The 26,736-nt window shown below is 70.2% G+C and carries 22 protein-coding genes; 13 read left to right on the top strand and 9 right to left on the bottom strand.

What is annotated here, in order from left to right:
• Positions 1-191: 191 nt before the first annotated feature.
• Complete coding sequence (locus O9280_RS02210; RefSeq protein ID WP_298338190.1) at positions 192-1,541, top strand: FAD/NAD(P)-binding protein; 1,350 nt, start codon at positions 192-194, stop codon at positions 1,539-1,541.
• Here the strand turns inward: O9280_RS02210 and O9280_RS02205 are convergent.
• The 3 genes from O9280_RS02205 to hemF all read right to left on the bottom strand — a co-directional run bounded on the left by O9280_RS02205 (position 1,538) and on the right by hemF (position 6,469).
• Positions 1,538-3,475: a hypothetical protein gene (locus O9280_RS02205; protein WP_298338188.1), complete on the bottom strand. Its 1,938-nt coding sequence runs from the start codon at positions 3,473-3,475 to the stop codon at positions 1,538-1,540. The genes O9280_RS02210 and O9280_RS02205 overlap by 4 nt on opposite strands.
• Positions 3,476-3,585: 110 nt before the next feature.
• Positions 3,586-5,505, bottom strand: a complete 1,920-nt coding sequence (locus O9280_RS02200) for a hypothetical protein (protein ID WP_298338186.1) — start codon at positions 5,503-5,505, stop codon at positions 3,586-3,588.
• A 40-nt stretch (positions 5,506-5,545) separates the two neighbouring features.
• Positions 5,546-6,469 (bottom strand): oxygen-dependent coproporphyrinogen oxidase, encoded by a 924-nt coding sequence (gene hemF / locus O9280_RS02195; protein ID WP_298338184.1) that lies wholly within the window; start codon positions 6,467-6,469, stop codon positions 5,546-5,548.
• A gap of 123 nt (positions 6,470-6,592) precedes the next feature.
• On the opposite strand from hemF, the gene O9280_RS02190 reads away from it, so the two are divergent.
• A complete protein-coding gene (locus tag O9280_RS02190) occupies positions 6,593-7,513 on the top strand; it encodes a pteridine-dependent deoxygenase (protein WP_298338183.1) in 921 nt (306 codons plus the stop codon).
• Here the strand turns inward: O9280_RS02190 and O9280_RS02185 are convergent.
• A complete protein-coding gene (locus tag O9280_RS02185; protein WP_298338181.1) occupies positions 7,510-7,857 on the bottom strand; it encodes a helix-turn-helix domain-containing protein in 348 nt (115 codons plus the stop codon). The genes O9280_RS02190 and O9280_RS02185 overlap by 4 nt on opposite strands.
• A gap of 81 nt (positions 7,858-7,938) precedes the next feature.
• Here O9280_RS02185 and O9280_RS02180 point away from each other — a divergent pair, with 81 nt between their 5' ends.
• Positions 7,939-8,502: a hypothetical protein gene (locus tag O9280_RS02180; protein WP_298338179.1), complete on the top strand. Its 564-nt coding sequence runs from the start codon at positions 7,939-7,941 to the stop codon at positions 8,500-8,502.
• Positions 8,503-8,516: 14 nt separating this feature from the next.
• Here the strand turns inward: O9280_RS02180 and O9280_RS02175 are convergent, their stop codons facing one another.
• Together O9280_RS02175 and O9280_RS02170 are read right to left on the bottom strand one after the other, a co-directional pair.
• Complete coding sequence (locus O9280_RS02175; protein WP_298338177.1) at positions 8,517-9,578, bottom strand: calcium/sodium antiporter; 1,062 nt, start codon at positions 9,576-9,578, stop codon at positions 8,517-8,519.
• A gap of 73 nt (positions 9,579-9,651) precedes the next feature.
• Entirely contained in the window at positions 9,652-12,015 is a 2,364-nt protein-coding gene (locus O9280_RS02170) for a S9 family peptidase (RefSeq protein ID WP_298338371.1), read from the bottom strand.
• A 196-nt stretch (positions 12,016-12,211) separates the two neighbouring features.
• Between O9280_RS02170 and O9280_RS02165 the strand changes: the two genes are divergently transcribed.
• Positions 12,212-12,466: a YcgL domain-containing protein gene (locus O9280_RS02165; RefSeq protein WP_298338369.1), complete on the top strand. Its 255-nt coding sequence runs from the start codon at positions 12,212-12,214 to the stop codon at positions 12,464-12,466.
• A complete protein-coding gene (locus O9280_RS02160) occupies positions 12,459-15,839 on the top strand; it encodes an ankyrin repeat domain-containing protein (protein ID WP_298338175.1) in 3,381 nt (1,126 codons plus the stop codon). Before O9280_RS02165 ends, O9280_RS02160 begins: the two co-directional genes overlap by 8 nt.
• Before the next feature lie 75 nt (positions 15,840-15,914).
• Here the strand turns inward: O9280_RS02160 and rho are convergent, their stop codons facing one another.
• Both rho and trxA read right to left on the bottom strand, forming a co-directional pair.
• On the bottom strand, positions 15,915-17,750 hold the full coding sequence (rho, locus tag O9280_RS02155) for a transcription termination factor Rho (protein WP_298338173.1): 1,836 nt from the start codon (positions 17,748-17,750) through the stop codon (positions 15,915-15,917).
• 167 nt (positions 17,751-17,917) lie between these two features.
• Positions 17,918-18,244 carry a thioredoxin TrxA gene (gene trxA, locus O9280_RS02150; RefSeq protein ID WP_297865013.1) on the bottom strand — a complete coding sequence of 109 codons (327 nt, stop codon included), beginning with the start codon at positions 18,242-18,244 and terminating at the stop codon, positions 17,918-17,920.
• 207 nt (positions 18,245-18,451) lie between these two features.
• Between trxA and rhlB the strand changes: the two genes are divergently transcribed.
• From rhlB to ung, 6 genes are all read left to right on the top strand, one after another.
• Complete coding sequence (gene rhlB / locus O9280_RS02145) at positions 18,452-20,137, top strand: ATP-dependent RNA helicase RhlB (RefSeq protein WP_298338171.1); 1,686 nt, start codon at positions 18,452-18,454, stop codon at positions 20,135-20,137.
• A 2-nt stretch (positions 20,138-20,139) separates the two neighbouring features.
• Positions 20,140-20,826: a cell division ATP-binding protein FtsE gene (gene ftsE, locus O9280_RS02140; RefSeq protein WP_298338169.1), complete on the top strand. Its 687-nt coding sequence runs from the start codon at positions 20,140-20,142 to the stop codon at positions 20,824-20,826.
• On the top strand, positions 20,823-21,788 hold the full coding sequence (locus O9280_RS02135; protein ID WP_298338167.1) for a permease-like cell division protein FtsX: 966 nt from the start codon (positions 20,823-20,825) through the stop codon (positions 21,786-21,788). The genes ftsE and O9280_RS02135 overlap by 4 nt, the downstream gene beginning before the upstream one ends.
• Positions 21,785-22,627 (top strand): response regulator, encoded by an 843-nt coding sequence (locus O9280_RS02130; protein ID WP_298338165.1) that lies wholly within the window; start codon positions 21,785-21,787, stop codon positions 22,625-22,627. The genes O9280_RS02135 and O9280_RS02130 overlap by 4 nt, the downstream gene beginning before the upstream one ends.
• Positions 22,628-22,695: 68 nt before the next feature.
• Positions 22,696-23,136, top strand: coding sequence for a septum formation family protein (locus tag O9280_RS02125; protein ID WP_298338162.1), 441 nt, complete (start codon positions 22,696-22,698; stop codon positions 23,134-23,136).
• A 10-nt stretch (positions 23,137-23,146) separates the two neighbouring features.
• Positions 23,147-23,827 carry a uracil-DNA glycosylase gene (gene ung, locus O9280_RS02120; protein ID WP_298338160.1) on the top strand — a complete coding sequence of 227 codons (681 nt, stop codon included), beginning with the start codon at positions 23,147-23,149 and terminating at the stop codon, positions 23,825-23,827.
• 215 nt (positions 23,828-24,042) lie between these two features.
• On the opposite strand, the gene O9280_RS02115 is transcribed toward ung, so the two are convergent.
• A complete protein-coding gene (locus O9280_RS02115; RefSeq protein WP_298338158.1) occupies positions 24,043-25,071 on the bottom strand; it encodes a LacI family DNA-binding transcriptional regulator in 1,029 nt (342 codons plus the stop codon).
• 203 nt (positions 25,072-25,274) lie between these two features.
• Between O9280_RS02115 and rpoH the strand changes: the two genes are divergently transcribed.
• Positions 25,275-26,135 (top strand): RNA polymerase sigma factor RpoH, encoded by an 861-nt coding sequence (gene rpoH, locus O9280_RS02110; RefSeq protein WP_298338157.1) that lies wholly within the window; start codon positions 25,275-25,277, stop codon positions 26,133-26,135.
• 108 nt (positions 26,136-26,243) lie between these two features.
• Positions 26,244-26,672 carry a hypothetical protein gene (locus tag O9280_RS02105; protein ID WP_298338154.1) on the top strand — a complete coding sequence of 143 codons (429 nt, stop codon included), beginning with the start codon at positions 26,244-26,246 and terminating at the stop codon, positions 26,670-26,672.
• Positions 26,673-26,736: the final 64 nt, after the last annotated feature.

Raw genomic sequence — 26,736 nt, 5'->3', positions numbered from 1 at the left:
TTGTCAGTGCCCCGGTGGTCAGATGTCACGCAACGGATGCAACGTCCGTTGCCGTGGACTCGATCCCTCCCCTGGTCGACCCACACCGAAGCGGCGGGCCTCCCCTCTCGTCGCTTCACCAGCCCCGCGAGTCTCCCCTGGCTCGCGGGGTTTTTATTTTCCGATCCCTGCGGCTTGTGGCATAAGGCCGCATGACCGCGATCGACGCTCCCTACGACCTCGCCGTGATCGGCGGTGGACCCGCCGGCGTCGCGACGGTGCTGGCTGCTCGCGCACTGCAGCCGCAATGGCGGTTGCTCTGGTGCCGGGGACCGGAGACGGTCGGACGAGCCTTCCTGCCGGCCTATGGCGGAAGCAGTCTCGTCCACCGCCTCAACGTGCCGGTCGAGCGCATGGGCCTCGACGCCGAGGCGCCGGTGGATTTCTTCGATTGGCTGCGCCGCGAGCACCCCGGGCGCGAGGTCGTGCCCGGCCAATTCGTGTCGCGACGCTGGTTCGGCGAGTACCTCGAGGCCCGTCTGGCGGGCGTCGACGCGTCGTCGCGCTTCGGCGCGGTCGACGCGCTTCGGAAAGACGGCGACCTCTGGCGGATCGATCTCGGCCAAGACGGATTCGACGGCCATGGCGCCTCTGCGCCGAGGGCCCGCCGCGTCGCGCTGTGCCTCGGCATGCCGGCCGGCTTGCCGATGCCGAACGCCCCCCGTCATTGGGTGTCCGATTCGTGGGCTTGGTGGCGCGCGCTGCCGGCGCAGGGCGTGCCGCTCCGCGATAACCACACGGTGCTCGTCGTTGGCAGCGGCCTCACCGCTGTGGACATGGTGCTCGGGCTGCGGGAGCGCGGCTTCCGCGGCCCGATCCGAGCCGTGTCACCGGGCGGCCGCTGGTCGCAGGCGCATGCGCCCGCCGCGCCGTTGACGCCCGACGTACGCGAAGCCCTCGACGAGGCGCTCGACGAAGCGAGCACCGCGCGCGACCTGCTGGGCGTACTCCGTCACTTCGCGAGCCGGCACCCGTGGCGCGCCGTGATCGACGCCCTGCGTGCCGACACCAATGCGCGCTGGGCGGCCCTTGCGCCGGACGAGCAGCGGCGCGTGCTGCGCCATGCGTTCGGTGCCTGGAACCGCCACCGCCACCGCATGGCGCCGGACGTGCGCGCGGCCCTCGAGGCCGATGCCGCGCTCTCGCTGGAGCCGGGCCGCATCCGTGTCGATGCTGACGGGCGAATCGTCAAGCGCGATCGCTTCGGCGAAACCGTCCTGGATGTCGCCCTCGCGTTGGACTGCCGCGGCCCCGGCTTCCGCGCCGCGCTGGCTGGTGATTCGCTGTTGGCCCGACTCGTGCGCGATGGCGTGCTCGAAGCGCATCCGCTCGGCACCGGCGTGCGCTCGCCCGCCGATCCAAGCCTCGCGGTGGTCGGTGCCGCGCGCTTCGGCGAGCGCTTCGAGACCAGCGCCGTGCCCGAATTGCGGCAGCAGGCGGTGGAGGCCTTGAGGTTTTTCGGGTCAGTGACGAGAGCGATATGCGGGGTGATTCCGGCCTAGCGGCAGCCGAAAGGCGCACCGAGACGATCAGTGGGGAGTGCCTGTCGCCAACCGCCGACGACGGGGCCGGTGAAGTCCACTGCCGCCCCGATGGTCGTCAGTCTCGGAGACCCGCCGACCGTGCTGAACTCACGCGAGAGCCAGCCGACCGCTCGACTGGTGGTTGGCGTCGCATCGCAACTGGGGCAGAAGCCGGCGACCTGCAAGGCAACGATGTTTCGCGCCACAGAGGTGAATCTGTCTTGCGCAGTAATCCAGCGAGGAAGGCCCTCCCCGTCGTAGAGGTAGGCCAAGTGGAATTCCTGATCCCTGATCATCTGGACGCTGTAGCCGAATCCCGAGCGAAGCGGTGAGTACCACTGGCCGTTCACATCCAACGCGATGCCATTCAAAGACTGAGCGCATCCCGTCGGGCCGAGTGGCACCATGGGTTCGGAGCCACCAATGCCATCCAGCGTCCAAGTCATTTCCAGCGTTTCACCGCCCGTGGACGAAAGCTGGACATGGCCCGCGTCGGCAAAGTGCGAGCGCTCGCCATTCCAGGCGACACGCCACAATGGCGCGCTCCAGAGCGTGTCCCGCGTTGATGCCAGCGGCTTCTTCGCCTGCGCGTAATACCAGGTGGGCAGTTCATCGTCATCGTACGCGTACCAGATCAGAACCCAGTCTCCACCGGCGGGAGACAGCGAGAACCCGTGCCCTGGGCGGTGGGGGTTGAAGTAATGGCCGAAGCGGGGCGTGTTGCCGCGCGCCGCGCTGCCAAAGGACACGTTCACGTCCAGGTGCATCGCTACCGCCGAAACAGGACGCACGTACCAGACGCCTGGCGCCAGTGTTCCGGCGGGAATCGTACGTCGTTCGCGGCTCCGTCCGCTGGTCGAGGCGGATTCGTCGTCGATCACCAAGTCAGGGCTCGCATCAGGGCGAAGTCCGTCGATGACGGCATCGGCGGGGTTGCGGCGCGCTCGGTAAAGCTCGACTCGCAAGTCTGCGGGAGGCCGCGGTGAGGCCGCGCTGAACAGCGTGCCCGCCACATCGATCGTGACCGCTGCGCCGTTGTCCGGAATGATGATCGGCACCCCGTTCAAGAACCGCCTGGCGCCGTACCTGCCGGCCAACGAGAACTGCGTGTCGGTTGCGGTCATCCTTGGCGAGAGCGGGGCAAAGGAACGGCCGGCGTGCCCGAATGTCTTGAGCATGAAGCTGCGTATGGGGCGGGTGCCGTCACGCACTTCGACGACGTGCGCTATCCGCGAATCCGGCCCCCACATCCGGTCATCCCATGCGAACCTCAACCGCGACGTCCCGGAGGGCGAGACCTTGGGCGTCACCTGAAGCGTCCGCGTGGTGATGTCGGTGATGCCGAGGACGGCATCGATGTAGACGCGGGTTCGCCTCCTGGTTGACGGCGCGACGATCAGGTCGATCGTGTCGCTTGAGGTGCTTTCACGGGTGGTCGAGCCAGTCAGTTCGCTGACTCGGAACGCGTGGTTGCATCCGCCTGTTGAGGTCGTCGTGCTCCAGTTCGTTGGGCATTCGATGCGCCCCGCCGCATTCCTCAAGTGGAGGGACAGCGGGAGACCGTCATCCGCCGTGGCGACAACCGACAGGCGCAGGATCTCTTCGGGCCTCATTCCCGAGGGCAGCCTCACGAGGCCCCACAGCGCCTCCGTGCTTCCGTCGGCGCGCAGTTCTGCCTCGCCCGCGTTTGCGGAAACATGCCCCGTTGCCACGACCTGGGCTCGCAGGTCATTCGTCGGTGGGAGGTCCCTGAGAACATAGTCCGCGTACCCTTGGTCATCACCGTCGTAGGTTCCAAGTGGGCCATCCAGGACAACAGGCGTTGCCGCCCAGGCCTTTGGCGAAGCGATATCGGCGGCGAGCATCAGGAACAGGGCCGCGCGGCAGGCGCGGCGAACGGGGGGGGCAAGCACGGGGGGGAGTTCCCTCTCTAGGGCTGCGCCATTTTACAGCCACGCCCTCGGTACCGGGTACGCCTCCCGGTCTTCAGGGCGCGCTTCGGAGAAACGCAGCATCAAGCGCTTTACTGGCAGGAAGCTCGTGCGCTCAGCAGCGAGACAGGCCTGCGCTCGCTCCACCCGCCGGGGATGCCCTGAGCCCACTGTGCTTCAAGGCCGATGAGGCCAAAGCCGGGACGTCCGTCGGGCGATGCCGCGTTGGAAATCGAGCGCTCCAAGCGCCCGATCACATCCCGGGTGATGGTGGTCGCGGTGCACGTGGGGCAGAACCCCTTGGCCTGGAGCAGTGGGGCCTCCACGGCGGCATTGAAGGCCTGCTGCGCCGTCGCCCACCGAGGACGCCCGAGCGCGTCGTAGGCGTAGGCCAGGAAGAACTCCGAGCCGCCGATCATTTCGGCACTGAACCCGTAGCCGGATTTGTCTGGCGCGTACCACAGCCCACCAACGTCAAGTGGCTGGTTCGACCATTGCTGGGTGCAGCCGGGGCCACCGAGACGCTGCATCGTCTCGATGCCCAGCGTGCCGTTCACAAGGTGGGCGAACGTCAGGCGGCCCTCGCCGGTCATGGCGAGCTGCACGAAGCCGACGAACTGGAAACGCGTTCGAGAACCGTTCCAGATGTTGCGATACAGCCCTGCATTCCACTGCGCCCCACCGCTGTTGACGCTCGGCCGTGGTCCTTGCGCGTAGTACCAGACGGGCGACCCGGTGCTGTCGTAGGTGTACCAGATGAGCACCCAGTCACCCCCTGCCTCGGCCAGATAGAAGCCGTGCCCGGGGCGGGACGGGTTGAAGTAGTGCCCATCCGCGGGTTCGAGCGCACGCCCCGTGGGGAACTGCAGGATGATGGCGACATTGAGCGGAATCCCGGTCTTGGAAACGGGAACCGCGAACCAGCGTCCCGGCCGGAGTTGTGCCCCGCGCAGGGTGAAGCGTTCACTGGCCGTGTCCGGGAAAGCGCGCGCGGCCTCGGCATCGATGACGATGTCCGGGGTCCGGCCCGGCGGGACGGCGTCCACCCTCGCCAGAGCGGGATCGCCATCGAGGAAGTGGAGCTCCAGCACCAGGTCGTTCGGCGTGCCGCGCGGATGCACCGCACCTTCAGGGGCTTCGTAGGAATAGACGGAAATGTCGACAGAATCGACATTCGCCGGGACCAAAAAGGGCAGCCGTCGGTGCGTTGAAATGCCTGCGTGCGCCGTGCCGGCTCTTGTTGGCGTGCCGTCGGAGAGCAAGGCGAGGCTCGCTGCAGGGGAGCTGCCGTCCCACTCGGTGCGGGCGACGAGGCGGCGCAACGGGACATTACGGTCTCGGAGCTCAATGAGTTGGGCGAGGACGTTGCCCGGCGCGTAGGTCCTAACGTTGATTGGCAAGGTCATCGAGGCGGTGCCGTCGCTCCGCACGATCGGATCTACCGTCAGTTCGAGGTCGCTCGTTTCCGGAAAGCCCGAGTGGAAGAAACCTTCGACCGTGACGGAAGTACTGCGCACGCCGCGCTGTTCGGCCTCCACGAGCAGTTCGAACTGAGCGCCCACGGTACGCCCGAAGAACTCCCGGTGCGCCACGCGCGCCGTGCAAGTCGCTCCCGCGCCTCCCGTCCCGTTGGCCAAGCAGTGCACCCGGCCGTCCCGATCGACGACCCGCAAGGCGACGGGGCTGGAATCGGCGGCGCGCGCACGGAAGTGTGCGATGACCTCGCGCGTATCGTTCGCGTACGCGAACCGCTCAACGTGGTAGGGCTGGGACTGGAATCCGCTCCCGACTACCGGGCCGATGATCCGTTCTGAACGCAGCCAAGTGCCGCGCGCAATGCTGATCGCTCGGAGGTCACCGGAAGGCGGTAGGTTTTCGAGCAGCACCTGGGCCGCGCCGCGGTCCGAGCTGGTTCGAATCTGGAACGCATCGTTGTCGGTCGTCAGCTGCGCGGCGACGTGACTCGGGTTGAGCAGTAGAACAAGCGCAATCAGGGCGCTGCGCGGAAGCATCCTTGCCGTCATTCGGGACTCCTTGGGGGGCTGGATAATCCTACACTGGCGGCGAATCCCACTCCCTCGGCACCAGGTACTCCGCCAGCCTTGCCTCGTCGCTGCCCGCTTCGGGCACGTACCCGTACTCGAAACGCACGCGCGGCGGAAGGCTCATCAGGATGCTCTCGGTGCGGCCGCCGCTCTGCAGGCCGAACAGCGTGCCGCGGTCCCACACGAGGTTGAACTCGACGTAGCGGCCGCGGCGGTAGAGCTGGAACTCGCGTTCGCGCTCGCCGTAGGGCGTGGCCTTGCGCTTCGCGACGATCGGCGCGTAGGCGGCAAGGAACGCATCGCCGACCGCGCGCTGGTAGGCGAAGCTGCGCTCGAAGCCATCGGCGTGCAGGTCGTCGAAGAACAGGCCGCCGACGCCGCGGCACTCGTTGCGGTGTTTGAGGAAGAAGTACTTGTCGCACCACGCCTTGTGCTCGGCGTAGCGCGTCGCGCCGAAGGGCGCGCACAGGTCGCGGGCCACGCCGTGCCAGTGCCGCACGTCCTCGTCGAAGGGATAGAAGGGCGTCAGGTCGAAGCCGCCGCCGAACCACCAGATCGGCTCACGGCCTTCGGGGCGTGCCTCGAAGAAACGCACGTTGGCGTGCGAGGTCGGCACGTAGGGGTTGCGCGGGTGGATCACCAGCGAGACGCCGACCGCTCGCCACGGTGCGCCGGCGAGTTCGGGGCGGTGCGCCGTGGCCGAGGCGGGCAGGGTGGTGCCGCTGACGTCGGAGAAACCGACGCCCGCCTGCTCGAACACCGCGCCCTCCTTCATCACCCGCGAGCGGCCACCGCCGCCTTCCGCGCGCATCCAAGTGTCCTCGGCGAAGCGGCCCTCGCCGTCTTCGGCCTCGAGCCCCGCGCAGATGCGGTCCTGCAGGCCCATCAGGTAGTCGCGGACGGCGGTGAAGTTCGGGCTGGGGGCGCTCATGCGGGTCCTCGGAGGCATCGATGGCGCGCAGTCTAGCGGCCCCTGCCGTCGAGCCCCCTTGCGCGGGGTCAAGGGGGGCGGCGCCGCTATACTTCGCGGCCTTCCGAACCGCCCCGATCCGCCTTGCGCGTTTCCGACCGCCCCGACGCCGCTCCCCTGCTCGACTTCGACTTCGTCGATGCCGCCCTGCCGTGGCGCAGCGGCTGCGCGTGGCTGGGTGGTGCGCGGCGCGAGGCCTGGATGTCGGACCGGCCGCTGGAGGCGGGTTCGATCGGTGCGGGCGTGCTGCGACGATCCGCCGGCGCGTGGGCGGTGCTGGGCCTTTACCGGCCAATGGCCGGCGGGGATGTCGCGGTCGAATCCGAAGCCGCCTACCGCGACCTGCTCGCCGCCGCGCGGCCCAGCGCGCATCCCTACCTGATCCGCATCTGGAACTACTTCGGCGCCATCAATGCCGGCGACGGCGACAGCGAGCGCTACCGGCGCTTCTGCGTCGGCCGCAACGCCGCCGTGGACGCGATGTTCCGCGATCCGCCCCCGGCCGCCACCGCCATCGGCGCGCCTGAACCCGGTGCACCGCTCAGCGTCGTCGCGCTGTGCAGCGCGCAGCCCGCCATCGCGCTGGAGAATCCGCGGCAGACGCCCGCCTGGCAGTACCCGCGCGAGTACGGCCCGGTGCCGCCGGGGTTCTCGCGTGGCGCCGTGCTGCGCGACGGCGACGGCGCCACGCTGCTGGCGTCCGGCACCGCCAGCATCGTTGGCCATGTGTCGCTGCATGCGGGGGATGTCGTGGCCCAGCTCGACGAGAGCCTCGCCAACCTGCACGTGCTGCTCGACGAGGGCTCGCAGCGCAGCGGCGAGCGCTTCCGCATGGAGGGCCTGCAGGCCTTGCGCGTCTACCTGCGCGACGCCGGTGCGATGCCGGCGGCACAGGCGCGTCTCGAGGCCGCGGGCGTGCCGCTGGCCTGCGTCGCCTTCCTGCAGGGGGATGTCTGCCGCCGCGAGCTCGATGTCGAACTCGAGGGCGTGTTCGCCGGGAGCTAGCGGGGAAGGCACCGCCGCTCGAGGCGCTGCTCGCCCCAGGCGGCAACGGGCACGAGAAGCGCGACCAGTGCCGCACCGTCGGTGGTGATCAGGTAGAGCGTTCCCGTGCCGCCGTCGTCGGGCGCAGCCGTGATGAGCCCATCGGACATCAGGGCGCGCAGTTGGGTGGACAACACCTCGCGGGAGACCCGACCCAGCGACGACTTCAGCCTGCTGAAGCTCGCGGGCCCCTGGCCCAACGCGTAGAGGATCCGCGCCTTCCACTTGCCCCCGACGAGGGAGAGCACTTCCTCCAGAGGACAGGGGTCCAGCGGCGGCCGCTTCTTCGTGTAGGGCTTTCGCATCGAGTCAGAACATTCTGTCGTCGCCCCGGGGGCATGCAATGCCTAGGATCGCCGCCTGCCCGCAGACCGGACAAGACGCTCGTGACCCCCATCGCCATCATCACCGGTTCGCCGCTGGTCGATACGCTGCTCGAACCGCACGCTGCCCTGATCGGCAGCGACCTGCCCGGGTACCGGAACCACATCCTTCGGGTGCTGACCTACACCAACCACTTCCTCGGTGGGGACGAGGCCCACCGCACCACCATCGAAGCCGCTTTGGCCTTCCATGACATCGGACTGTGGGTTGCCAAAGACCTCGCCTATCTGGCGCCCTCCGAGCATTTGGCGACGCAGACGGTCCGCCAGCGGCAGCTGGCGGTGGATGTGGATCTGATGGTCGCGTTGATCCACTGGCACCACAAGCTGACGCCCTACCGTGGGCCGAACGCGAGGGTGGTCAATGCCTTGCGCAAGGCGGACTGGGTGGATGCCACCCAAGGGCGACTGCGCAAGGGTCTGGGCGCGGAACAGGTCCGTGCGGTGGAGGCCGCATTGCCCGACCTTGGCTTCCACGATGCACTGATGCGACTGGCCGGCGACCTGAGCGGTGGCCGGCGATGGCTTGGCTTGTTGAGGGTCTTGCGGGGCGTCTACAGGCCGTAAAGCGCCCCGTTGTCTCAAGTCCCCTGGCGTGACCGGCGTGCCTTCAGCTCGCGGGCCAGCACCACGCCCAGCGTGATCACCGTCAGCGGCACCACGAACCACATCATCGCCTGGCTGAACACGGGCAGCGCATCGTGCTCGGTGGCGGCGAAGACGAGGTACACGGTGTAGGCGACGTAGTAGCCGAGGAACAGCGCGCCTTCCCAGCGCTGGATCGTGTAGCCGACGAAGAAGATCGGCAGGCAGGCCACCGCCACCGCCATCATCACGGGGAAGTCGAAGCGGATCGCGGCGTCGGACACCGGCAAGCCGGCCGGTGCGACCAGCGCGGTCAGGCCGAGCACGGCAAGGATGTTGAAGAGGTTGCTTCCGACCACGTTGCCCACCGCGATGTCGCGCTGGCCGCGGATGGCGGCGGTGACCGATGTGGCCACCTCCGGCATCGAGGTGCCGGCGGCCACGATGGTCAGGCCGATCACCAGCTCGCTGACGCCCATGGCCGTCGCGATGGTGACTGCCGCGCTCACCAGCCACTGCGAGCCCATCACCAGCAGCACCAGGCCGACGAGGATGAGGCCGATGTCCTTGGCCCAATGGCCGCCGCCCTCGATGTCTTCGCCGGTCTCGCCGGTCGCCTTGCCGAGGCGGACGGCGAAGATGCAGTAACCGATGACGCCGGCGAACAGCACGCCGCCTTCCCAGAAGGCGATGCGCCCATCCATCGCGAAGAGGAAGGCCAGCAGCGAGGCCGCGATCATCAATGGCACGTCCACCTTGACCAGCTGCTTGCTGACCAGCAGCGGCGTGATCAGCGCCGACAGGCCGAGGATGAACAGCACGTTGAAGATGTTGCTGCCGACCACGTTGCCGACGGCGATGTCGGCTTCGCCCTTCCAGGCGGACGAGACCGAGATCGCCATCTCCGGCGAACTGGTGCCGAAGGCAACGACGGTGAGGCCGATGACCAGCGGAGAGATGCCGAATCCGGCGGCCACGCGCGATGCGCCTTTGACCAGCATTTCGGCGCCGATGATCAGCAGGGCGAGGCCGGCGATGAGGGTGAGGGCGGTCAGCATGGACTCTGGAGGTCGGTAACGAAAAGGGCGCGAAGTGTACCCGCGCCCCCTTTCCCGTGCCGTGACGCCGGCATCACCGGGCGTTCGGCGCTTCCGGCTGGAGGGTGGCGTCCATCAGCTCGAGGATCCGCCGGTACTGGTCGTACCAGCTCTCGGGCTGCACGTAGCCATGGCGTTCGAGCGGGTACGACGCCAGCTCCCAGCCCGGCTTCTTCAATTCGATCAGGCGCTGCGCGAGGCGCACCGAATCCTGGAAGAACACGTTGTCGTCGATCATCCCGTGCGCGATCAGCAGGCGGCCCTGCAAATGCTCCGCGTGCTCGATCGGCGAGCTGTCGATGTAGACCTGCGGGCCCAGCTCGGGCGTGTCGAGGATGTTGCTGGTGTACTCGTGGTTGTAGTGGCGCCAGTCGGTGACCGGGCGCAGCGCAGCGCCGGCCTGGAACACGCCGGGCGCCTTGAACATCGCCATCAGGCTCATGAAGCCGCCGTAGCTGCCGCCGTAGATGCCGACGCGCGCGCGATCGGCCTGGTGGTTGGCGACGAGGTAGTCGATGCCGTCCTTGTAGTCCTGCAGCTCCGGCGTGCCCATGCGGCGGTAGATCGCCGTGCGCCAGTCGCGGCCGTAGCCTTCCGAGGCGCGGAAGTCGAGGTCGAGGACGATGTAGCCGCGGTCGGTGAGCAGCTGGTGGAACATCTGCTCGCGGAAGTACACGGGATAGCGCGCGAACACGTTCTGCAGGTAGCCGGCGCCGTGCACGAACATCACCACCGGATACTGCTTGCCGGGCTCCATCGTGGTGGGCGTGTAGAGCTTGCCCCAGATGGTGCCGGCGCCATCGCTGCTCGGCACCTGCACGAAGCGCGGCGCGCGCCAGGGCATGGCCTTGAAGGCCGCCGTGCGCGTGTCGGTCAGTTTCGTCACCGCGCCGCCCTCGATGCCGACGGTCGCGGCCTGCGGCGGCGTGAACGAGGCCGACCAGCGCAGCGCGATCTTCGAGCCGTCGGGCGACAGGGCGAAGTCCTCGACGCCGTCGAGCGCCGTCACCTCGCGCACGTCGCCGCCGGCCACCGGCACGCGGCACAGCTCGTAGTCACCCGGCCATTCGCGGTTGCAGACGAAGACGAAGCTCGCGGCGTCGGCCGTGAGGACGGGCGACGAGGCTTCCCAGCGGCCGTTCGTGAGGGCTTTGGCGCGGCGGCCGTCCTGCACGTAGAGGTGCGAGTAGCCGGATTCTTCCGACAACCACCACGCGCGGCCGTCGGGCAGCACGCCGAAGTCGTTGAAGTTCCAGTTGATCCACGCGGCGTCGGTGAGGCGATGCACGGTGGCGAGCGCCGCCGTGTCGCGATCGACGCGGACGATCCAGCGGTCCTTGTTGTCGACGCTGCGCAGCATGGCCAGCGGCGTGCCGTCCGGCGCGAAACGCACGTCCATCAGGCGAACGGCGCGCAGGCCATCGAGCGCGGGCTGTTCGTGTTCCTTCTTCAGCGCGGCGAGCGGATCGACGTCGATGCCGGGCAGGGCCTTGAGGTCGAGGTCGGTCACCGTGGCGTTGGCGAGATCGACGAGCTTGAAGGTCTGCGCGATCGGGGCGTTCCGGCCCACGCGCGTACGCACGTCCTCCGCGTCCTCGAAGCCATCCTCGTTCACGTAGCGCGGCATCTTGCCGCCGCGCCCAGCGTCGGCGCCCTTCGGTTCCAGCGCCACGAGCACGTGGCGGCCGTCGGTGGAGAGGCTGCTCGCAGCGATGGTCACGTCGTCGCCGAAAAAGATCGGCGCGGCCACGCGCGTGCGGTCGCCGTCGCGCTGCGCCTTCGCCTCGGCGGCGAGGGCGTCGCGGTCGGCGCGCTGGCGGGCCAGCGTGTCGATCAGTCGCAGTTCGGCATCGCGCAGCACGTCGGGCTTCGGCGCCGCCTGCGGGTCCTTCTCGGCCTTCAGCACGGCGACGGTGCGCTCGCGCTGCGCGGCGAAGTCGTAGGCGCGCCATTCGTCGCCGACGCGGTAGAACACCGCATTGCCGTCGGCGGCGAAACGGAGGTCGGCTTCGTCGGCGGCGCTCTGCGTGAGCTGCTGGCGCTGGCCGGTGGCGAGCGTCACCACGAAGACATCGCCATTGCGCAGCGTTGCCATGCGCGTGCGGCGGGCGTCGAACACCGGGTTCGCGGCGTCGGCTTCCGCGGCATCGGCCGGTGCCAGCTTCACCGCGTCGCCGCCGGCCGCAGGCTGGCGGAACACGTCGCGCACCGGCGAGCCCGCGCGCTTGAGCGAATAGGCCACGTGATGCGAATCGGCGCTCCACCACAGCTGCTCCACCGGCGGGCCGATCCAGTCCGGATGCGACATCGCCAGGTCCAGCGTGAGCGGCGGCGGCGTCTCGGCGAGGGCGGGCGCGGCGACGGCCAGCGTCGACGCAAGCAGGGCAAGGCCGCGCATCGGGCGGGACAGGGGCTTCGGCACGAGGCTCTCCAGCGGGAAACAGGGGCGCGAGCCTAGCAGGGCGGAGCGCGCAGGCCGCGCGACGGCGCGCTTCCCCCGGTGGGCTCCAGCGGCCACGTCGCGCTGGTCACTGTGGCCGCCAGCGGCCACAATCGCCGTATTCCCACGATTTGGCGCATTGCGCCGCCGCTCAATGCAGGCCTACGTCTACAAATCCCTCCGCAAGGCCGAGACCTTCGTCTACCTGCGCGAGCGCGACGCCTTCGGCCTGCTGCCCGAGGTGCTGCGCACCCAGCTCGGCGAACTGCGCTTCGTGCTCGACGTGGCGCTGACGCCGGAGCGCCAGCTGGCCCGCGAGGATGCCGCCGTGGTGCGCGCGAACCTCGCCGGGCAGGGCTTCCACATCCAATTCCCGCCGCCGCCCACCGACCGGAGCGCGGATGACTGATCCGCGGTCGACGCTGCAGCGCAGCCTCGCCCTTCCGCTGCTGCTCATCGGCTTGGGGCTGGCCGTGTTGCCGGCGCTCTGGCCGGTCGGTGCGATGGCCGTGCTGGGGCCGTGGCTGGCCCAGCCGGCATTGGCCCTCGGCATGGCCCTGCTGTCGCCCGCCCCGGAGGCGCCGGCACTGCGCGTGTGGTGGCGCGACGCGATCACCCTGGCCGTGCTCTGGGGCGCCACGCTCGCCCTGCTGGGCCTCGGCTTCGCTTGGCCCTGGAGCAGCCTGCTCGAAACCGGCAGCCTTGCCGCCGCGCTGGGGCTTGGCGCGGTGGTCGGCCTCGCCTGGACGGTGCTGTGGCGGCAATGGACCTTGTTCGCCATGGCCGCCCGCCAAGGTGGCGGCTTGGCTGCGCTCGCCGCCGCGGTGCCCGGGACCTGGTCGCTGCATCGGGGGCTGGCACTGGCCGTCGCGGTGCTCGCGGCCACGGTCGGGGCGTGGCTGCTGGTGTGGCCGCCGCCGCGCCTGCTGTCCATCTGGTGGCTGGCGGCGCCCTATGCGGCCGGCCTGCTGGCGGTGCACGCCGCCCTCCAGCGTTCCGGCCATGCGCCCGAAGCCCCGCCGCTGCCGCCGGAGCCTGTCGCGCCCCGGGTGCTCGAAGCCGAGGACGACGACGAACCCGCTTCGCCGGCCGTCGGCGACGTCTACGCCCATGCCCGCGCCGGCCGCATCGATGCCGTGATCGAGGCGCTCGATGCGGGCGCCGACCCGGACGCCCTGCCGGAGCCCGGTGCGCCCGACCAGCGCAGCCTGCCCATGCTGGCGGCCCTGCTGCCCGACCTGCGCCTGCTCCGCGAACTGATCATCCGCGGCGCCGACCTCAACCAGGAGCACGCTGGCCTCACGCCGTTGCTCGCGGCGACGCGCGATTCCTGGCATGGCCGCATCGACGCCGTGACCATGCTGCTGGCCAACGGCGCCGACCCGCGACGCGCCGACCGCGATGGCAATACGCCCCTGCACCACGCCGCACGCAGCACCGACCCGGCGATCGCGGCACAGCTGCTCGATGCCGCTGCCGACCTGCATGCCCTGAACGGCGAAGCGCAGCCGCCGCTGGCGCTCGCGCTGGCCTCGGGCAACTGGCGTGTCGCGCGCTTCCTGCTGGAGCGTGGTGCCAAGCCGGAATCGCCCGGTGCGCAGCCGAGCCTGCTCGCCGCCGCCGGTGGCGACGACGACGATCCCGCCGGCGTGCAACTGCTCCTCAAGCACAAGGCGAAGGTCGATTCGCGCGACGCCCGCGGCCGCACCGCGCTGCTCGAAGCGCTGGCTGCCGGCCATGCCGCGATCGCGCAGGTGCTGATCGACGCCGGCGCCTCGGTGGACGCCGCCGACGACGAGGGGCGCACGGCCCTGCTGGAAGCCGCGCGTTCGCCGAACCCGGCGCTGTTGCCGCTGGTACTCGCCCGCCATCCCGACCCGGCCGCTCGCGATGTCGGCGGGCGCAACGCGCTGGCCTTGGCCTGCGAGGCCGGTGTCGAGCCGGAGCGCCTGCGGGCGCTGCTGGCCCTCGGCATCGATCGCGAAGCGCGCGACGCGGCGGGGCGACGCCCGGTCGATCACGCGGTGGGCGGTGGGCGCTGGGCGCTGGTGGCCGTGCTCGATCCCGACTACCCGCTGCCGGGCGACCTCGACGAGGTGGCGCCGGGCGCTGCGCTGAAGCCGGCCCGCGAGCGCCTCCGCGACGCGCTGCGGGCCCGCGATTTCCGCGCCGCGCAGGACGTGCTCGGTGCCGAGGACGCGCCGGGCCGCGTGGCGATATCGATGCTGCTGCTGGAGTTCGCCGATGCCGCCGGCATCGATGTCTTCGAATGGCTGCTCGAGCACGGCGCGCATTCCGACGATCGGGTGTCCGGCATGGACAGCGTCGGCCTGCTGCTGCTCGATCGCGGCCTCGATGCCGAACTCGGTTTGCGCGCGCTGCTGGCACAGGGCCAGACCCCGCAGGGCGTGGGTGCGGTGGCGCGCTGGCTGGCCGCGAACCCGCGCGAACCGTCGCGCGCGGCCGCGATCGCGCTGCACTTGCTCGAGCGCGGCGCCGACCCGTTCGGTCCCGCACCGAACGGCGACAGCACCCTCGGCCTCGCCGCGCAGTTGCCCTGCCTGCCCGTGCTCGACGCACTGCTGCAGCGCGGCGTCGACCCGGCGCAGCGCGACGCACGCGGCCACACGCCGCTCCACCTGGCCGTCGCTCGTGGCCATGAGGCCGTGATCAAGCGCCTCGTCCGCCACGGCGCACCGGCGGATGCGCGTGCCGCCGACGGCCAGACGCCGCACGGCGCGGCCCTGGCCCGCGGCCGCCGCGACCTCGCCGAATGGCTGGACTGGGGCCCCTGGAAACTGCCGGGACGCGCGCTGCAGCCGGGGGATCTCCCGGCCGCGGCGATGGCTGGCGATCTTGGCGCTGTCGTGCGCCTCGTGGCGCTCGGCCTCGCGGTCGACGGTGTCGACGCGCAGGGCTGTACGGCCCTGCTGCGCGCCGCCGGTGGCGGGCACCTCGCCATCGTCGATCACCTGTTGGGCCTGCATGCCCACACCGCCGTCGCGGCGCGCACCGGCGCCACACCGCTGTCGGCGGCGATCAGCATGCGCCACGCCAACGTCGTCGATCGCCTGCTGGCGGCGGGCGCCGACCCCGAGCAGGCCATGCCCGGCGGCGTCACGCCGCTGATGCTGGCTTCCGCGCTGGGCCTTCCGGACCTCGTGTCGCGCCTGCTGCGCGCCGGTGCCGATGTCGCCGCGCGCGATGCGCAGGGGCTCACGCCGCTGCACTGCGCCGCGCTGTTCGCCTTCAATTCGCGCGAACGCGCCCGCGTGCTCGCGCTGTTCGATGCGCTGCTGCTCGCCGATGCCGACGCCGAAGCGACGAGTGCCTCCGAGCAGACACCGACCCTGCTGCTGCTCGGCGCGCGCGCGGAGGCGGGAGCCAGCGTCGACGAGGACGTGCTGCTGGCCGCGCTCGACCGCCTGCTCAGTGAAGGGGTGTCGCTGGGGCAGATCGAGCATCGCGGCCTCACCGTTCTGCACCTCGCCGCGCTGCACGGCCTCGGCCGCATCGTCGAACGGCTGCTGCGCGAGGGCGCCAATCCCGCCGCCCGCGACCGCCTCGGCCGCACCCCGCACGACCTCGCCCTGATCCGCGGCTTCGTCGACATCGCCGCGCTGTTCCAGTCGGTGCGCAACGCTGAAGCGAAACCCGCGGCGGACGCCGGCACCGGGGACGCTGCGGCCGCGTCGTCGTCGCCTTCCGCGCCGGCGTCCGCGCCCGCCTCGTCTGGCGTCCTGCCTTCGCTCGCGCGACTGCTGAAGCCGCGGGATCCCTGAAAACGACGAAGGCCCCGCATCGCGGGGCCTTCGTCGTTTCTGCTTCATCAGCGTCGCGGCTTTCGCCGCGGCACCTCAGCGCTTCATGAAGTTGAAGAACTCGTCGTTCGACTTGGTGTTCTTCATCTTGTCGAGCAGGAACTCCATCGCGGCGAGTTCGTCCATCGGATGCAGCAGCTTCCGGAGGATCCAGATCTTCTGCAGCATGTCCGGCTCGATCAGCAGCTCTTCGCGACGCGTGCCCGAGCGGTTGATGTTGATGGCCGGGTAGACGCGCTTCTCGGCGATGCGGCGGTCGAGGTGCACTTCGCAGTTGCCGGTGCCCTTGAACTCCTCGTAGATCACCTCGTCCATCTTCGAGCCCGTTTCAACGAGCGCGGTGGCGATGATCGTCAGCGAGCCGCCTTCCTCCACCTTGCGCGCCGCGCCGAAAAAACGCTTCGGGCGGTGCAGGGCGTTGGCGTCGACGCCGCCGGTGAGCACCTTGCCGGAGCTCGGCACCACGGTGTTGTAGGCGCGGGCGAGGCGGGTGATCGAGTCGAGCAGGATCACCACGTCCTTCTTGTGCTCGACCAGGCGCTTGGCGCGCTCGATCACCATCTCGGCGACCTGCACGTGGCGCGCGGCCGGTTCGTCGAAGGTCGAGGAGACGACTTCGCCGCGCACGGTGCGCTGCATTTCCGTCACTTCTTCCGGGCGCTCGTCGACGAGCAGCACGATCAGGTGGACGTCCGGGTGGTTGGTGGTGATGGCGGTGGCGACCTGCTGCATCAGCATGGTCTTGCCGGCCTTCGGCGGCGAGACGATCAGGGCGCGCTGGCCCTTGCCGATCGGCGCCATCAGGTCGAGCACGCGGCCGGTGATGTCCTCCGAGCTGCCGTTGCCGCGCTCGAGCTTGAAGCGCTCGCGCGGGAACAGCGGCGTCAGGTTCTCGAACAGCACCTTGCCCTTGCTGGCTTCAAGCGGCTCGCCGTTGATGGTGTCGAGCTGGTTGAGCGCGACGTAGCGCTCGCCGTCCTTGGGGTTGCGGATGCGGCCGGCGATGTAGTCGCCGGTGCGCAGGTTGAAGCGGCGGATCTGCGAGGGCGAGATGTACACATCGTCCGGGCCGGCGAGGTAGCTCGCCTCGGCGCCGCGGAGGAATCCGTAGCCGTCCGGCAGGATCTCGAGCACGCCGTCGGCGGCGACGCCGTTCGGGTGGCGCGAGAGCACCTTCAGCAGCTGGAAGATGACGTCCTGCTTGCGCATGCGGGCGACGCCCTCATGCTGGTTCAGGCGCTCGGCGAGGTCGAGAAGCTTGAACGCCGGCATCCGCTTCATTTCGGTCAGCGAGGGCACCACGAAGCCTTCCGGGAACTGGAAGGACGGGCGCGGCTGCCAGTCGTTGCCGCCCTGGCCCTGGCCCTGGCCGCCACCGGCCTGACCCTGGCCTTGGCTCTGGCCGCCCTGCGGCGGGCCGCCGGCCTCATCGCCTTCGGCATCGTTCTGGAAACCGCCGCCGCCGTTGCGACGCTGCTCCTTCTGCCGTTCGCGACGTTCCTTCATGCGCTGCTTGAAGCGCTCGCGGCGCGACATGCGCGGCTCGCCGTTGGGGCCGGTGGCGCCGCCGGCGTTCTGGCCGCCGGGGCCGCCGTCCTGGCCGTCGTCGCCGTCACCATCGCCGTCGGCATCATCGCCATCCGGGCCGTCGTCGTCCTCGTTCATCGCATCGGCGATGACGTCGCGAACGGCGGCGCTGGTGGCGGTGGTGACCGGGCTCGGCTCGGGCGCGGGCGGTGCGGCGACCGCTTCAGGCGCGGTGTCAGGGCTTTCGGCCGGGGTTTCGGCAGCGGCTTTGCTGCGGGTGCGGCGCGGCTTTTTTTCCGCGGCTTCGGCAGGCGCGTCGGCGCCTTCGATCTCGTTTTCGGACACGGGGAATTCTCGCGATGGCGAGTGGAGAAAGCTCAGGGGATGAGCTGGAAGGGGTGTGCGGGTGGCGTCGCGGAAAGGGCGTCGCGACCGCAGAAGTCGCCGGGACACTACACCCGGCAGAGGCCGCCCGGCAAGTCTCGGGCGGCCTCCGGTTCAGCAGGGGAGCCTCAGAGGCTCTTGTCGATGAAGGCGGTCAGCTGCGGCTTGCCGGCCAGGCCGACGTGGGTGCCGGCGACCTTGCCGCCCTTGAACATCATCAGGGTGGGGATGCCGCGCACCGCGTACTGGCGCGGGGTCTGCGGGTTGTCGTCGATGTTGATCTTCACCACCTTGACCTTGCCGTCGTAGGCCTTGGCCACGTCGTCCAGCAAAGGGGCGATGGCCTTGCACGGGCCGCACCACTCGGCCCAGAAATCGACCAGCACGGGGACGTCGCTGCCGAGCACCGCGGTGGAGAAATCGGCATCGCCGACGTGGGAGATCTTGTCGCTCATGGGAGGTCCTCGATGGGCTGCCGCGGGTGCCGCGGCCATGACTGGTACACTTGGGGGCCCTCGGAGCGGTTCGCAACCCCGAGGTGCCGGCCCCCGCGGCCGCAGTGTGCGACCGCGCGTGAAGCGGGCGCAAGACCGAACCGAACCGGTTCACCCGCAGGCGCGATGCGCCGCCGCTTCAAGCTGACGAGCACACCCAAGGATCCCATGAGCGACAAACCGCTGACCGACGTCACCCTGTCCAGTTTCGACCTTCACCCGGCCCTGATGGCCGGCCTCGAGGAAGCCGGGTTCTCCCGCTGCACCCCCATCCAGGCCATGACCTTCCCGGTCACGCTGCGCGGCGGCGACGTCGCCGGCCAGGCCCAGACCGGTACCGGCAAGACGCTCGCCTTCCTCGTGAGCATGGTGAACCGCCTGCTGACCCGCCCGGCGCTGGCCAACCGCAAGGACAGCGACCCGCGCGCCCTGATCCTCGCCCCGACCCGCGAGCTCGCGATCCAGATCCACAAGGACGCGCTGAAGTTCGGCAGCCAGCTCGGCCTGCGCTACACGCTGGTCTACGGCGGCGTCGACTACGACAAGCAGCGCGAGCTGCTGCAGGCCGGCACCGACGTGATCATCGCCACGCCCGGCCGCCTGATCGACTACGTGAAGCAGCATGTCGTCAGCCTGCACGCCTGCGAGGTCTGCATCCTCGACGAGGCCGACCGCATGTTCGACCTCGGCTTCATCAAGGACCTGCGCTTCCTGATGCGCCGCCTGCCGGCCCGCGAGGAGCGCCAGACCCTGCTGTTCTCGGCCACGCTCAGCCACCGCGTCCTCGAGCTCGCCTACGAGCACATGAACGAGCCGGAGAAGCTGGTCGTCGAGACCGAGACGATCACCGCCGCCCGCGTGCGACAGAAGATCTACTTCCCGGCCAACGACGAGAAGATCCCGCTGCTGCTCGGCCTGCTCTCGCGCAGCCCGGGCAACCGCACCATGGTGTTCGTGAACACCAAGGCGATGGTCGAGCGCGTCGGCCGTGCGCTGGAGCGCGGCGGCTACCTCGTCGGCGTGCTCAGCGGCGACGTGCCGCAGAAGAAGCGCCAGAGCCTGCTGGCGAAGTTCCAGCGCCGCGAACTCGAGATCCTCGTCGCCACCGACGTGGCCGCCCGAGGCCTGCACATTGACGGCGTCAGCCACGTCTACAACTTCGACCTGCCGTTCGAGGCCGAGGACTACGTGCACCGCATCGGCCGCACCGCGCGCCTTGGCGCCGAGGGCGATGCCATCACCTTCGCCTGCGAGCTGTACGCGCAGCACCTGCCGGCGGTCGAGACGTACATCGAGCAGAAGATCCCGGTCGAAGCCGTCACCACCGACCTGCTGACGGCCCTGCCGCGCCCGGAGCGCGAGGCCCTGCCGGAAGGCGCGGAGCCGGTTGAACGCGTCAGCGACATCTTCCGCGAAGCCCGCGCCGAGATGGCCGAGAAGGACGCCAAGCACGGCCGCGGTGGTCGTGGCAGCGCTGGCGGAGGCCGCAGCGGCGGTCCGCGTCGCGAAGGTCGCGATGACGGCCGTGGCGACCGTGGTCCGCGTCCGCCGCGTGCCGAGGGTGAGCGCGGTCCGCGCCCCCCGCGTCCGGAAGGCGAGCGTGGCCCGCGCCCCGAGCGCGCGCCGAAGCCCGAGGGCGAGGCGGTTCCGATGCAGGCGACGGACGTCCCGAACGCCGCCGAGAGCCCGGCCGACGCCGAGCGCCGCCGTCGTCGTCGCCGTCGCAAGCCGCGCGGCGAGCGCGGCGCCGAGGGCGCTTCGCCCGAAGCCGCTGCCGTGGGACCGGTGGGTGTGTCGAAAGACAGCTTCTTCGCCCGCATGGCCGCCCGCGTGAAGGGCTGGTTCGGCGGCTGACGATGCCCCTGCTGCGCTTCGACGCGGTCCACAAGCAGTACCCGGGCGGCCGTGCCGCCCTGCAGGACGTGAGCTTCGGCGTCGAGGCCGGCGAGGTGCTGTTCGTCACCGGCCACAGCGGGGCCGGCAAGAGCACCTTGCTGAAGCTGCTGCACCTCGCCGAGCGGCCCGACCGCGGCGCGGTGCTGCTGGAAGACCGCAACCTGGCCGCCGTGCGCGGCCGCGACATCGCCCGTTACCGGCGCCGCGTCGGCGTGGTGTTCCAGGACCACCGGCTGCTGCCGCATTGGACCGTCGCCGACAACGTGGCCCTGCCGCTGCGCATCGCCGGCGCACCGGAGGCCGAGGTGCTGCAGCGGGTGCGCGAGGTGCTGGGCCGGGTGGGCCTCGGCGATCGCCTTTCCGCCCTGCCGCCCCAGCTATCCACCGGTGAGCAGCAGCGCGTCGGCATCGCCCGCGCCATCGTCGGCTCGCCGGTGCTGCTGGTGGCCGATGAACCCACTGGCAACCTCGACCCGCAGCTGGCCGCCGAGATCATGGGTCTGTTCCTCGAACTCCCCGAGCGCGGCACCACCGTGCTGATCGCCAGCCACGACCTCGCGTTGATCAAGCGGACGCGCCAGCGCACCCTGGTGCTGCACGAGGGCCGGCTGGTGGACGACATCGCCGCGCAGGACCTCGCCGCATGAGCGCGAACCGCAGCGCGGCGCGCCGCGAGGTGTACGGCGGCCCCGGCGTGGGTGCGTGGGGCCGCAGCCATCGCCGTGCCTTCGCCGATGCCGTCGCGCGCCTTCGCGCAGCGAAGCTCGCCACCGCGGCGACACTTTCGGTGTTCGCGCTGGCCTTGTTGCTTCCCCTGCTGCTGGGCCTGTTCCTCGCCAACGCCCTGCGCTTCGCCGGCACGCTCGACGCCGCCCGCGAGATCAGCGTTTTCCTCGAGGCCGAAGCCAAGCCGGGCGACGCCCGCCGCCTCGCCGAGGCCTGGCGCGCCCGGCCCGATGTCGCCGCCGTGGTGCTGCGCACGCCGGACGAGGGGCTCGCCGAGTTCCGGCAGATGAGCGACCTCGCGGGCGCGCTCGATCTGCTCGACGGCAATCCGCTCCCCTGGGTGCTGGTGGTCTCGCCGCGGGAGGACGTGGCTGCCGACCCTTCGGCCTTGGCCGCGGCCCTGCAGGCCGAGCCCGGCGTGGACAGCGTGCAGTACGACGCCGCCTGGCGCGCGCGCCTCGACGCCTGGCTGGCGCTGGGCCGTCGTGCGGTGGGCCTGCTGGCCCTGCTGCTGGCCGCCGGCGCAGTGCTGGTGGTGGGCAATACCGTGCGCCTCGACCTCGCGACGCGCCGCGACGAGATCGCGCTCTTGCAGCAGCTCGGCGCCGACGATGCCGACATCCGCCGCCCGCTGCTGCATTTCGGCGTGTTGCTGGGCGCGCTGGCCGGCGCGCTGGCGCTGGCTGGCGTGTTCGCGATCGGGGCCCTGCTGCGCGCGCCGATGGCCGAGCTGGTGGCGACCTATGCCGGCGGATTCGCGCTGGCCGGCCCCGGCGTGGCCGAGGCGGCCGCCGTCCTGGCCAGCGCCGCGGTGCTGGGCTGGCTTGGCGCGCGGGTGGCGGCGGGCCATTATCTGCGGACTTCGCTCCCGGCCGGCTCATGAGCACACCCGCGTTCCGCACCTTCGACAACACCTCGCCACGCATCCTCGTGGTCGATGGCTCGAAGGTGGTGCGCAAGATGATCGAGGGCGTGCTGCGCCAGCAGTTGCCGCAGGCCGAGATCATCCTCTGCGAGAACGGCGACGAGGCGAAGGTGGCCCTGCAGCAGGGCGCCATCAACCTCGTCACCACCGCGCTGCGGCTGCCCGACATGGATGGCCTCGAGCTGGCGCGCTACCTGCGCGAGCACACGCCGCAGGCCTACATCCCGATCATCGTGGTCTCCGGCGACGTGCAGGACCGCCTCGAGACGCGCTCCATCACCGACGACGTCACCGACTACTTCGACAAGTCGCTGGGCTTCACCGCGCTGGCCGCATTCATCAAGGGCTACGTCGCGCCGGAAGGCGCGCCCGGCGGCGAAGTGCTGTACGTCGAGGACAGCAAGGTCGTCGCCGTCGCCACGCGGCGCATGCTCGAGAAGCACGGCCTCAAGGTGATGCATTGCAGCGGCGTCGAGGACGCCATCGCCTGGCTGGAATCGGCGCTGACGCAGGGCCGCGTGCCCGGCTGCGACGTGGTGCTGACCGACGTCTACCTGAAGGGCGAACTCACCGGCAAAGACCTGGTGAAGTCGATCCGCAACGACTTCGGCTATCCGAAGGGCCAGTTGCCGGTGCTGGTGATGACCGGCGATGCCAACCCGGCCAATCAGACCGAGCTGCTGCGCAGCGGCGCCAACGACCTCGTGCTCAAGCCGATCGAGGAGCGCCTGCTGATCACCAAGCTGCTGTTCCAGCTGCGCGTCGGCCGCCTGCTGCGCGAGCGCCACGGCCACTGAGTGCCGCAGGCGGCTGTCGTCCGGCTGCGCGTTTCATCCCCCTTTTCTTCCCACCAAGGCCCCCTGGCATGTCCCTCCGCGTTCTATCCCCCCTCGCGCTCGCCCTCGTTCTTGCCGCGTGCAGCGCACCCAATGCCGATGGCTCCGAGGAGGTCGGCGTGTTCGACCTCGCGGTCGGTGATTGCCTGATCGACGACACCTCGGGCGAAGTGTCGGAGACGGTGAAGATCGCCTGCGACAAACCGCATCTTTCCGAGGTCTACCATCTGTTCGACCTGCCGGGCGGTGCGTTCCCCGAGCGCGGCGCGATGGACAAGGCCGTCGAGACCGGCTGCCTCGGCGCCTTCGAGCCTTACGTCGGCCTCGACTACGACAGCTCCGAGTACGTGTTCACCACGCTCGAGCCCACGCCGGAAAGCTGGACCAATGGCGACCAGGAGGTGGTCTGCATGCTCGCCACGCAGGACGGCAGCAAGATCACCGGCAGCCTGCGCAACGCGAAGCGCTGATCCCGTCGCCATGGCCGTGGCCCTGCACCCGAGCTGGGTGGCGCGCGTCGGGGCCTACCTCGAGCGCGCCGACATGCAGGCCCTTGCCGCTTTCCTGCGTGCGGAGAAGGCCGCGGGCAAGCGCGTGCACCCGCCGGGCCGGTTGATGTTCGCCGCGCTCGACGCCGTGCCCTTTGACGCGGTACGCGTGGTCATCCTCGGCCAGGACCCTTACCACGGGCCGGGGCAGGCGCACGGGCTGAGCTTCTCGGTGCCACCGGGCATCGCCATCCCGCCCTCGCTGCTCAACATGTTCAAGGAGATCGAGCGCGACCTCGGGCTGCCGATGCCGCGCCACGGCTGCCTGGAGTCTTGGGCGGCGCAGGGCGTACTGCTGTTGAACGCGGTGCTCAGCGTCGAGGAAGGCCGCGCCGGCAGCCATGCGGGCAAAGGTTGGGAAGGCTTCACCGACGCGATCATCGGCGCGCTGTCCCGCGAGCGCGAAGGCCTCGTCTTCCTGCTCTGGGGCAGCTATGCGCAGAAGAAGGGCGAGCTGATCGACCGCCAGCGCCACTGCGTGCTGAAGGCGCCGCATCCGTCGCCCTTGTCCGCGCATCGCGGCTTCCTCGGCTGCGGGCATTTCGGCAAGGCCAATCGCTGGCTGCAGGGATTGGGCTCCACCCCGATCGACTGGTCGCTGCCGGCGGCTTGAACCGTACCCCCGGTGCTTCAGTCGCGTGAGTCCGCGGCATCGATGGGCTCCCGTCTCCTGTTCTATCGGGGCCTGCGCCGTTCTACGCCAATGTCGTCACGGCGGAGCTGTTCGGCTGTTGATGGCGCCGCTGTTGGTCGCTGCCGACGGGCCCGCGTGGGCGCTCGGGTTGCTGGTCTCCGACGCCAAGCCGCGCGCAGGCTGTGCGGCGTCGCTCAAGCCGACTCGCGGATGACCAGCGACGGGGCGATCGGCGCCGGGCGCGGGTCGCCGCCGTTGAGGCGTTCGATCAGCGAGAGCGTCAGCAGTTCGGCGCCGCGCTTCAGGTCCTGGCGTACGGTCGTCAGCGCCGGGTGCGTGTACTGCGCCAGCGGCACGTCGTCGTAGCCCACCACCGAGACGTCCTGGGGCACGCGGATGCCGCGGTCGTTGAGGGCGCGGATGGCGCTGATCGCGATCACATCCGAAGCCGCGACGACGCCGTCCAGCGGCACGTCCTGCGCGAGCAGGCCGCGGAAGGCGCGGTAGGCCTCGTCCGCGTCGAACGGCGCGCGCAGGTGCCGCCGCGGATCGTCGTCGACACCCGCCGTCGCCAGCGCTTCGACGTAGCCGGCGTAGCGGTGCGCCACTTCCGGCAGCCGCTCGTCGCCGAGGAAGGCGATGCGGCGGCGGCCCTGACGGATCAGGTGGCGGGTGGCGATGAGGCCCCCGGCGTGGTTGTCCGAGCCGACGCAGGGGTAGGCCTGGCCGGGCATCTGCGCGCCCCAGGCCACCAGCGGCGCACCGCGCTCGGCCGCGGCATTGATCGCCTCGTGCTCATGGCTCTGGCCGATGATCACCAGCCCCTCGGCGATCGACTGCGCCAGCGTGGCGTCGAGCCAGGTGCCCGATTCCTGCACCGCCTTCGACAGCAGCATGCTGTAGCCGCGGCTGGTCAGCTCGTCGGCGAGATAGGCCAGCATCGACATCATGAACGGGTCGGTGAGGTGCCCGCTGCGGTCGTGCTGCAGAGGCACCACGACGGCGATGACGCCGGAACGCCCCGCGCGCAGGCTGCGCGCGATGGGGTTGATGCGGTAGCCGAGCTCGCTGGCCAAGGCCTTGATGCGCACCCGCGTGGCCTGAGCCACCGTCGGGTGGTCAGCCAGCGCGCGGGAGACCGTGGACTCCGAGACCCCCGCGATCTTCGCGAGGTCGCTCATCTGCAAGGGCCCTTTGGCCTTCGTGGCGGCTTTCTTCGGCATGCGTCCTCGTCCGGATGGCCGCCTGCCCGGGCGGTCGCCCCAGTATGCGCGGACCCTGCGCTGGCGGGCGAGGACGGGTCGCAAAGCCGGATGAGACACGGGATTGCTGCCGCCGATGGAACGCTGTGGAACTTCCAGCACGCTTAGCACTCGTAGCAGGCGAGTGCTAAATTGATCCCCATGACCCCCCGAGGGACGCAGGAATGACCACGACCTTGATCACCGCCAACTACCCCATCCCCAGCGCGCTCGGCTCGCTGGAGGCCTATGTGGCGGCCGTCCACCAGATCCCCGTGCTGAGTGTCGAGGACGAGCAGGCGCTCGCCCGCCGCCTCCGCGACGACGGCGACCTCGAGGCCGCCAAGGCCCTGGTCGTCTCGCACCTGCGCTTCGTCGTCCACGTGGCCCGCGGCTACCAGGGCTACGGCCTCGGCGTCGGCGACCTCGTGCAGGAAGGCAACATCGGCCTGATGAAGGCGGTGAAGCGCTTCGACCCCGACCAGGGCGTGCGCCTCGTCAGCTTCGCCGTGCACTGGATCCGCGCCGAGATCCACGAGTTCATCCTGAAGAACTGGCGCATCGTGAAGGTCGCCACGACCAAGGCGCAGCGCAAGCTGTTCTTCAACCTGCGCAAGAGCAAGACCCGCTTGGGCTGGATGAATGATGCCGAGGTCACCGCCGTGGCCAAGGACCTCAACGTCTCCAAGCGCGAAGTGCTGGAAATGGAAGCGCGCCTGTCGGGGCGCGACATCGGCTTCGACGCGCCCGCCGGCGAGGACGACGACCAGGCGCCGCCGGCGCCGATCGCCTACCTCGAGCAGGCGGATGCCGATCCGGCCGCGCTGTTCGAGCGCGAGAACCACGAAGAGAAGCAGCTCGACGCGCTGGGCGAAGGCCTCGACAGCCTCGACGCCCGCTCGCGCGCCATCCTGCAGCGCCGCTTCCTCGCCGAGGAGAAAGCCACCCTGCAGGACCTCGCCGCCGAGTACGGCGTGTCGGCCGAGCGCGTGCGGCAGATCGAAGCCAACGCCCTGAAGAAGCTCCGCGGCCTGCTGCTGGCCTGAGCCCACGGCGTTGAGCCGGGTAATGCGACGACGGCGCCTTCGGGCGCCGTTTTCGTTTCGGGCTGCTAGCATCCAGCGGCCTTTCCCAACCCCCAAAGGAACGAACCGATGAGCACGCCCTTTCCGCCGCCGCCCGCCAACGACAAGCCGAAGCGCAAGCTTTGGCCGTGGTTCTTGGGCGGCTGCCTCGTCCTGATCCTGCTCGGCGTCGGCGCCGTCGTCGGCTTGGGCTACTTCGGCATGAAGGCGGTTTCCGCGGGCGGCAAGGAAATCGTCGCGCAGGTGCCCGCCGTGCAGGAGCATTTCGGTGCCGTGACCGATGCCGGCATGGACTTCGGCGCCATGATGGAAGCCGGCCAGACCGGCAAGAGCGTCGTGATTTTCAACATCACCGGCGAGAAGGGCGAAGGCCGCCTCGTCATCGAGACGGACCAGGCCACGCAGGCGTTCAAGTCGGCCACGCTGACCCTCCCGAGCGGCGAGACGGTCGAGGTGGACGCTGCCACGCTGAAGCAACTGCAGAGCCTGCAGCCCTGACGGCTGGCGTTACCCCGTCGTAAGCCCCGACGACCGGCCTCGCGCCGGTCGTCGCGTTTCGGGG

This window comes from Silanimonas sp. (assembly GCF_027531545.1).
In the GTDB taxonomy this organism is placed as follows: Bacteria; Pseudomonadota; Gammaproteobacteria; order Xanthomonadales; family Xanthomonadaceae; genus Silanimonas.
Note: the sequence above shows the minus strand (reverse complement) of the source record. Positions and strands in the feature narration are given on the sequence as shown.